Source organism: Pseudomonas sp. K5002, assembly GCF_013386655.1.
In the GTDB taxonomy this organism is placed as follows: domain Bacteria; phylum Pseudomonadota; class Gammaproteobacteria; order Pseudomonadales; family Pseudomonadaceae; genus Aquipseudomonas.
Genome location: NZ_JACARK010000326.1, coordinates 1 through 7,754, shown reverse-complemented (window position 1 = coordinate 7,754; position 7,754 = coordinate 1). Strand labels below are relative to the sequence as shown.

Genomic DNA, 7,754 nt, shown 5'->3' with positions numbered 1-7,754 from the left:
CGTGCTGACGGTGCTGCCGCTGGTGGCATTGACGCCGGAGCCGGTGCTTGCCGCCATCGTCATTTACGCCTTGGGCCGTGGCTTGAGCCTGCAGCCCCTGGGCCGCTATTTCTCCTGGCGGCGCGACCGGTTGCTGGTGATTTGTGCGGTGGCGGCGGTGTTGGTGCTGGGGGTGCTGGATGGGTTATTGGTGGCGGTCGGGATCAGCGTGGTGTTGATGTTGCGCCAGATGTCGTCGGCGGACGTGCGCGAGTTGGGGCGCATTGACGGTGGGCATGATTTTGTCGACTTGCTGCATCACCCGAGCGCCGAACGGATCCCCGGTGTGCTGATCGTGCGGCCCAGTGAAGCGCTGTTCTTCGCGAATGCCGAGCGAGTGTTGGGGGCGGTGTTGAGCCTGACGCGGCACGCTACGTTACCGGTGCACACGGTAGTGCTCAGCCTGGAAGAATCCCCCGACCTGGACGGCACCAGCATCGAGGCGTTGCAGGCGTTTTTCGTACAGGTGCGAGGGGAGGGCAAATGCCTGGTGCTGGCCCGCGTACGGCATGAGGCGCAGGAGGTGTTGCAGACGCTGCCTGAGGCGTGTGCTCCCCAGGTATTGATCAGCGGCTTGAGTGTTGATGGCGCGGTGCAGTTGGCGTTGCAGCCAACTGCCTGAGCTCGACATTAAAACGCCTCGGCGCTGAGCCCAACTTGGGCGAGGTAGCCGTGCAGTTTCTCAACGTCTGTGAAGATCGCGCCGACGTAGCCATCGGGGCGCACCAGCACCCATTCGCCATGGTCGAGGTTGTAAGCGTCATTGAACTGTCGCTGATCATCCACCAGGTCGCCGCCCGGCCCGAAGCGATGGATATGCAGCCAGGCGGCAGGCTTCAGTGACCCGCGTTCCACCTCATAGCCCAGCAATGTCCAATGCGCGCCCTGGAACAGCTTGAATAGCCGGGACGAATGGCCGCTGGCGTCCCGCACGGTTGCATCGGGCGCCCGGTCACCGGCGAGCAAGCGGCCTTCTCGTTCTGCCGGTTGCACTGCGAGCGAGGAGTGGGGATACCCGATATCGAGTTGGTGCACCTCGCGGCCGCGGCGCATGTTGCCCTTTTTCATTCCGTCCAGCAGCCTGGTCGACAGGCCGAGCATCGAGGCTGCCACAGGCCGTCGCTCTTCCTCATAGGTGTCGAGCAACGCTTCGGGCGCATCGGCCGTCACCGCCGCCAGCTTCCAGCCCAGATTGTAGGCATCTTGCACGCTGGTATTGAGGCCCTGGCCGCCGGTGGGTGGGTGGATGTGCGCGGCATCGCCGATAAGAAATACCTGTCCTACGCGATAGTGATCGGCCAGTCGCGCATTCATCGTGTAGGCCGACGCCCAGGAGACAGAGTCGATATGAATGTCCTGCCGACCCGTGCGCTCTGCCACCAGGTTCATGAGCCCCTCAGCGCTGAGGTCAACTTCTGTGTCCAGCGGAATCGGCGCCTGTATCTGAAACAGCTCGGTCCCCGCCAATGGGCAGATTGCGACCTGCATTGTCATGCACTCAGTGCTGAACCGGTGCCAGTAGTCACGCGACAGGCCGGTCATAAGCACATCGGCTACGATGGCACGGACCCCGAGGGTCTGCCCAGGAAATCCGATGTCCAGCGTGCGGCGTACCACACTGCGGCCGCCGTCTGCGCCAATGAGCCAACGTACACGCAGTGTCTGTTCGCCTTCGTTGCCGACCAAATATGCGGTCACGCCGTGGCTGTCCTGCTCGAAGCTGACTAACTCGCAGCCAAACGCCGGGCGGTGCCCCAATTCCAGAAGGCGCTCGCGCATCACCTGTTCGGTGAGGAACTGCGGCAGCATCATAGGCTGCTGATAAGGTTCGGCTGACGTTGGCGCCGAGAGCTCGATAACCTCGGCGTCGATGTGGCTGCCATCTTCGTTGTATCGCCGCTCGGGCGGGTAGACGTCGCCCGCAGCGGTGATCCGGTCGAGAATGCCGAGGTCTTCGAATATTTCCAGGGTGCGGGGTTGAATACCCTTGCCCCGCGAGCCGTGGAACGGCGCGGGGGATTTTTCGATCAGCCGGAAGGAAATGCCTCGTCGCGCCAGGTCGATCGCCAGGGTCAAACCGGCCGCACCGGCACCACAAATCAGAACGTCGACTGCGCATTGCTCTTTCATCTGGACTGCCTTTATATGTAATATGCACATATATTTGAGCAAGGAAGATTCCGTGTCAACAGAAAACGTGCAAAATACACCTATAGGTCTTCAGATTCGCGAGCTTCACGGGGCGCTGATTGAAATTGTCGGTGCCATGAACCGGCCGCAGCGCGACGAAGTGATGGTCCGGGAGGCGGGTATCGCCCTTGATCGGGCACTGTTTCCGCTGCTGGTGCTGGTGGAGCGGCTGGGGCCGATCGGCGTTGTGGAGCTGGCCGACCGCGTGGGACGCGACTACACCACGGTCAGCCGCCAGGTGGCGAAGCTGGAAAGCCTCGGTTTGGTCGACCGCCAGGAAAGTGCCAAGGACCGCCGGGTTCGCGAGTCGGTGATCACCCCGCAGGGCAAGGCAATGACGGATCGGGTGGATGAGGCACGTACGCGAATGGGGATGGCCATTTTCGCCACCTGGGAACAGCAGGACATCGACGACCTGGTGCGGCTGATGGGCAAGTTTGCCGCCGACCTCAACGACGATGCGCTGGTCACTCTGACGCTTGAGAATCGATAGAAAAGCCGGGCAAAAAAAATACCCCTCAATGAGGGGTATTTTTAAACGACTTCCAGCGGTTACCTGCGGCGGAACAACGGCAACGGTTCATCCGTCGCGGCCTGGTACGTCACCGAGAAATCCTTGAGGCTTTCCAGCGCTTCATACGGGTCTTTGTCCGCGCGCAAGGCGAAGGCATCGAACCCGCAGCGGCGCAGGTAGAACAACTGGTCGCGCAGCACATCGCCAATCGCCCGCAGCTCGCCCTTGTAACCATAACGGTCACGCAGCAGGCGGGCGTTGGAGTAGTTGCGACCGTCGGTGAAGGCCGGAAAGTTCAGGGCGATGACCTGGAAGTGCTCCACGTCATCACCGATCTCTTCGGCTTCTTCATCGGCGTCCAGCCATACACCCAGGCCGCCGTCGCGGGCCTTGAGGGCGTGAGCGTGCTCGCGCCACAGGGCCAGTGGCACGATCAGGTCGTCGCAGTTGGAGATGCCATCGAAGCTCGCGTCCTTGGGCAGCAGGTGCCAGGTTTCGTCGAGGACTTCGTTGTTCTTAATGATTCGCTGCATAGACGCGCTCCTTGAACAGGTCAATGCCGATGCGCTGGTAAGTGTCGATGAAACGCTCATCTTCGGTGCGCTGTTCAACGTACACGTCGATCAGCTTGCCGATCACGTCAGGCATGGCTTCCTGGGCGAAGGACGGGCCGAGGATCTTGCCCAGGCTCGCATCGCGGCTGGCGCTGCCACCCAGGGACACTTGGTAGAATTCTTCGCCTTTCTTGTCCACGCCCAGGATGCCGATGTGGCCGACGTGGTGGTGACCACAGGCGTTCATGCAACCGGAGATGTTCAGGTCCAGCTCGCCGATGTCGAACAGGTAGTCCAGGTCGTCGAAACGGCGCTGGATCGATTCGGCAATCGGGATCGACTTGGCGTTGGCCAGGGAGCAGAAGTCGCCGCCCGGGCAGCAGATGATGTCGGTCAGCAGGCCGATGTTCGGCGTGGCAAAACCCTGCTCGCGCAGCTCGCCCCACAGGGTGAACAGTTGAGACTGTTCAACATCGGCGAGGATGATGTTCTGCTCGTGGGAGGTGCGCAGTTGGCCGAAGCTGTAGCGCTCGGCCAGGTCGGCGACGCCGTCCAGTTGCTTGTCGGTGATGTCACCCGGTGCAACACCGGTAGGTTTCAGCGACAGGGTCACGGCCACATAGCCCGGCTTTTTGTGGGCCAGGGTGTTGCGGGTGCGCCAGCGGGCGAAACCCGGGTGCTGCGCATCGAGCTCGGCCAACGCGGCGTCCTGATTGCTCAGGGCCTTGTAGTCCGGGTCGACGAAGTGTTTGGCAACGCGGTGCACTTCGGCGTCGGTCAGGGTGGTCTGGCCGCCGCGCAGGTGTTCCATCTCGGCGTCGACTTTCTGGGCGAACACCTCGGGGGTCAGCGCTTTTACCAGGATCTTGATCCGGGCCTTGTACTTGTTGTCACGACGGCCGTAGCGGTTGTAGACCCGCAGGATCGCGTCGAGGTAGCTCAACAGGTCCTGCCACGGCAGGAATTCGTTGATGAAGGCACCCACTACCGGCGTACGACCGAGGCCACCGCCGACGAGCACACGGAAGCCCAACTCGCCCGCCGCGTTGTGCACCGGCTCCAGGCCGATATCGTGCACTTCGATGGCGGCGCGGTCCGAGGTCGAGCCATTGATGGCGATCTTGAACTTGCGCGGCAGGTAGGCGAATTCCGGGTGGAAGGTGGTCCATTGACGGACGATTTCACACCATGGGCGGGGGTCGATCAGCTCGTCAGCGGCAACGCCGGCGAACTGGTCGGTGGTCACGTTGCGCAGGCAGTTACCGCTGGTCTGAATGGCGTGCATCTGCACGGTGGCCAATTCAGCCAGGATGTCCGGCACGTCTTCCAGGGCCGGCCAGTTGAACTGAACGTTCTGGCGAGTACTGATGTGGGCATAGCCCTTGTCGAAGTCGCGGGCAATCTTGGCCATCATGCGCGTCTGACGGGAAGTCAGTTGGCCATAAGGCACGGCAACCCGCAGCATCGGCGCAAAGCGCTGAACATAAAGGCCATTTTGCAGGCGCAGAGGGCGGAACTCTTCTTCGCTCAGTTCACCTGCCAGATAGCGTCGGGTCTGATCACGGAACTGCTTGACGCGGTCCTCGATGATGCGCTGATCGTATTCGTCGTATACGTACATATAGGTCCTGTTCTCGGCAAATCTGCGCGCACGGCCGCGCACTCCCAACGGAGCCGGCGCACGATACCAGTTTGCGTTTATGCGCAAAAGTGATGTTTGAGTATATGCAAATAACCAAATGGCCTAATGAGAACGGTTATCGCGATACCCACATTTGTCATGCGGGCAATCATGAACTTTACTGTGCTCGTGTCTTTGTGCAATCACCTATAAAACCGACAAGAGGCGATGCTATGAGCAATCCGACCAAAGCCCGCAAAAGTGACAGCAGTGTCGATGCGTGGGCCATTCTGTTCTTGATTATCCTGGTGGTTTCCACTGCCGTGTTCTGGGTCAGCCATCAATAAAAGGGCGTTATCGAGCCTTGTTGTCGACAATCGGCAATTAGCCGAGATTGACCGGCCTGATGCCATTATCATGGGCCGTCATTCCGAAGGGCTCAGGCAACGATGTTGAAGGTTCTCTGCAAGTGCTTGCTGGTGCTGAGCATGCCGTTCTGGGCCATCGCCCAGGCGACGTCGGTGGTGTTTCTCAACCCTGGCAATTCGACCGAGACCTTCTGGGTCAGCTACGCGCAATTCATGCAGGCCGCCGCCAGGGACCTCGGCCTGGATTTGCGTGTGCGCTATTCCGAGCGCAACCCCGAGACCACGCTGGTGCAGGCCCGTGAAGCCCTGCAAGGCGCCGAGCGCCCGGACTACCTGGTGCTGGTCAACGAGCAGTACATTGCCCCGCAGATCTTGCGCCTGGCCCAGGGCAGCGGGGTCAAGCTGCTGATCGTCAACAACGCGCTGACCGCGGACCAGACTCAACTGCTGGACGCCGGCAAATACCCTGACTGGATCGGCAGCATGGTCGCCGACGACGAACAGGCGGGCTACTTGATGCTCACCCAGTTGTTGCGCCTGCATGGGCCTGTCGCCCCCGGCCAGACCCTCGACCTGATCGCGTTCTCGGGGGCCAAGACCACTCCCGCCGCGCAACTGCGCGAGCAAGGCTTGCAGCGCGCCCTGGCGGATCATCCGCAGGTGCGCCTGCGCCAGTTGGTGTATGGCGAGTGGAGTCGCCAGCGCGCTTTCGACCAGGCCACGCAGTTATTCAAACGCTACCCGCAGACCGCGCTGGTGTGGGCGGCCAACGATGAAATGGCGCTGGGGGCAATGGATGCACTCAAAGGCAGCGGGCGCGCGCCGGGCACGGACGTGTTGTTCAGCGCGGTCAACAGTTCGCCCGAAGCGTTGCAGGCGCGCCTTGAGGGGCGCCTGAGTGTGCTGGTGGCCGGGCATTTCACCCTTGGCGGCTGGGCGATGGTGGTGCTGCATGACGATGCCCGCGGCCTGGGCATGGCGCAGTACGGTGGGCGTGAGCGCAAGCTTGGGCTCTTTCGATTGATTGATCCGCCACAAGCCTCGCGCCTTTTAGAGATGCAGGGACGCGAGGACTACGGCGTCGACTTTCGAGCACTGTCAGCCCAGGGCAAGCCAGCCACCTATCGCTACCCGTTCAGCCTGCAACTGCTGATGCATTGACCGGCTTCAAACACCGGCCAGGTGCAGCACCAGCTTGACGATGCCAAACAGGGTCAGGGCAAACACGGCGGTAAACACAATACCCAGGATGACAAAGTGGCTGGGCTTGCCATGGGTAAAGTCGCGGGCGCGATTCTTCCCGCTCTGCACCCCGAAGGCGGCTGCCATCACGCTGTGAAGCATCTGCCAGAAAGTCGGTGGCTTGTTGTTGGAATCGTCCATAAAGGCCTCGCGGTAGGGATCAAACCCATGGATGAGGATAGCCAAGTTCCCGCAAAACACCGGCTGTAGCTATCTACCGCCCTGGCGGTTGGCCCGTTCGCTGTACTGGGACTCCTTAACAGAGTCATCAGGAACGAGCGCATGCCAACCTTACCCGCCCCGACAGAGCAGGGGCTACACACCGCATTGATCAAGAACAGCTTGCCCGGCTGGATTGCCCGCAGCGCGGCTGCGGACATCCGACGCTTGAAGCCGGGCCTGCTGCCCGGGCGCGTCCCCGAGGAAGCACCACCTGCCTGGCTCAGTAACGCGCCCCAGGGGTTGCGCCAGGCATTCGCCGACAGCCAGTTGGCCAGTCGCCGCGCCCACGAGCGGCTGGCCAAGACTCTCGACGGCCTCAAGGGCATCACCGAGTTTGCCCAGCCGCTGCTGGAAGACGCCTGGCGCAAACGGTTCGGTGAGGTACCGGACGTCCACAAGCATCAGTTGCATTACCTGCGTTACCGTCAGGTGCCGCAACAGCATTCGCTGTTGCAGGCAGCATTGCTCAACTTTGAAGGCAATGAAGACTTTGCCGATATCGCCCTTGAGCAAACCAGCGCGCTGGCCCCCGAAGGGGCGTTGTTCACCGAGTACTACGGCGAAATTCTGAACGACCATTCACGCCGGGCCCGCTATCGCTACCGCGAAAAGCTCGCCGTCACCCCGGACCAGTTTGCCGCGCTCTGCCGCACGCTGGACCTGGGCCGGCAATACCAGGCGCATTTGCAACAAGTGTTCGAGGAGGCGGGCACCAAGGCCGTGGTGCGCGAGCAGATGATCGACGCGAACAAGAAACTGCTGGCCGTCAGGCTGCACACGGCGCGGATGAAGAACGAAGTCAGCGACAGTGCCTATGCCATGCTCAACGCCTTGCTGGCCGGTACCGAACGGCCGCAGTTGGATGGCAAGCCCGTTGCCTGCAGCCAATTGGCGATTCTCGGCTGCAAGGTGGGTGAAGTCGTACTGATCGGGCCGGGCGTCGGCGCGATGGCAGATGCCCGGCAGCCGTTGGGCTGGGGCACTGTGCTGGTGCCCGGCGCCTC

General features: G+C 61.7%; 8 protein-coding genes. 4 read left to right on the top strand and 4 right to left on the bottom strand.

Going from position 1 to position 7,754, the window contains the following annotated elements; all coding sequences use genetic code 11:
- Nucleotides 1-661 (top strand): STAS domain-containing protein (locus tag HX846_RS16180; protein WP_178965714.1); only part of this gene is annotated, 661 nt, incomplete at its 5' end.
- Between the two features lie 8 nt (nt 662-669).
- Here the strand turns inward: HX846_RS16180 and HX846_RS16175 are convergent.
- Complete coding sequence (locus HX846_RS16175; protein WP_177029360.1) at nt 670-2,169, bottom strand: FAD-dependent oxidoreductase; 1,500 nt, start codon at nt 2,167-2,169, stop codon at nt 670-672.
- 52 nt (nt 2,170-2,221) lie between these two features.
- On the opposite strand from HX846_RS16175, the gene HX846_RS16170 reads away from it, so the two are divergent.
- Nucleotides 2,222-2,722: a MarR family winged helix-turn-helix transcriptional regulator gene (locus HX846_RS16170; protein ID WP_256739825.1), complete on the top strand. Its 501-nt coding sequence runs from the start codon at nt 2,222-2,224 to the stop codon at nt 2,720-2,722.
- Between the two features lie 59 nt (nt 2,723-2,781).
- Here HX846_RS16170 and HX846_RS16165 read toward each other — a convergent pair whose 3' ends face one another.
- On the bottom strand, nt 2,782-3,276 hold the full coding sequence (locus HX846_RS16165; RefSeq protein WP_003210798.1) for a DUF934 domain-containing protein: 495 nt from the start codon (nt 3,274-3,276) through the stop codon (nt 2,782-2,784).
- Nucleotides 3,260-4,918 (bottom strand): nitrite/sulfite reductase, encoded by a 1,659-nt coding sequence (locus HX846_RS16160; RefSeq protein ID WP_003210800.1) that lies wholly within the window; start codon nt 4,916-4,918, stop codon nt 3,260-3,262. Before HX846_RS16160 ends, HX846_RS16165 begins: the two co-directional genes overlap by 17 nt.
- Before the next feature lie 449 nt (nt 4,919-5,367).
- Between HX846_RS16160 and HX846_RS16155 the strand changes: the two genes are divergently transcribed.
- Complete coding sequence (locus tag HX846_RS16155) at nt 5,368-6,447, top strand: ABC transporter substrate-binding protein (RefSeq protein WP_178965712.1); 1,080 nt, start codon at nt 5,368-5,370, stop codon at nt 6,445-6,447.
- Between the two features lie 6 nt (nt 6,448-6,453).
- On the opposite strand, the gene HX846_RS16150 is transcribed toward HX846_RS16155, so the two are convergent.
- Nucleotides 6,454-6,669 carry a DUF2970 domain-containing protein gene (locus tag HX846_RS16150; RefSeq protein WP_008432997.1) on the bottom strand — a complete coding sequence of 72 codons (216 nt, stop codon included), beginning with the start codon at nt 6,667-6,669 and terminating at the stop codon, nt 6,454-6,456.
- A gap of 141 nt (nt 6,670-6,810) precedes the next feature.
- Between HX846_RS16150 and HX846_RS16145 the strand changes: the two genes are divergently transcribed.
- Nucleotides 6,811-7,754, top strand: a 944-nt coding sequence (locus HX846_RS16145) for a dermonecrotic toxin domain-containing protein (protein ID WP_372241986.1), incomplete at its 3' end; no start/stop codon positions are given.

Bases quoted from the DNA above. Each gene is read 5' to 3' on its own strand.
- HX846_RS16175 (WP_177029360.1), bottom strand. From the start codon at position 2,169: ATGAAAGAGCAATGCGCAGTCGACGTTCTGATTTGTGGTGCCGGTGCG.
- HX846_RS16165 (WP_003210798.1), bottom strand. From the start codon at position 3,276: ATGCAGCGAATCATTAAGAACAACGAAGTCCTCGACGAAACCTGGCAC.
- HX846_RS16160 (WP_003210800.1), bottom strand. From the start codon at position 4,918: ATGTACGTATACGACGAATACGATCAGCGCATCATCGAGGACCGCGTC.
- HX846_RS16155 (WP_178965712.1), top strand. From the start codon at position 5,368: ATGTTGAAGGTTCTCTGCAAGTGCTTGCTGGTGCTGAGCATGCCGTTC.
- HX846_RS16150 (WP_008432997.1), bottom strand. From the start codon at position 6,669: ATGGACGATTCCAACAACAAGCCACCGACTTTCTGGCAGATGCTTCAC.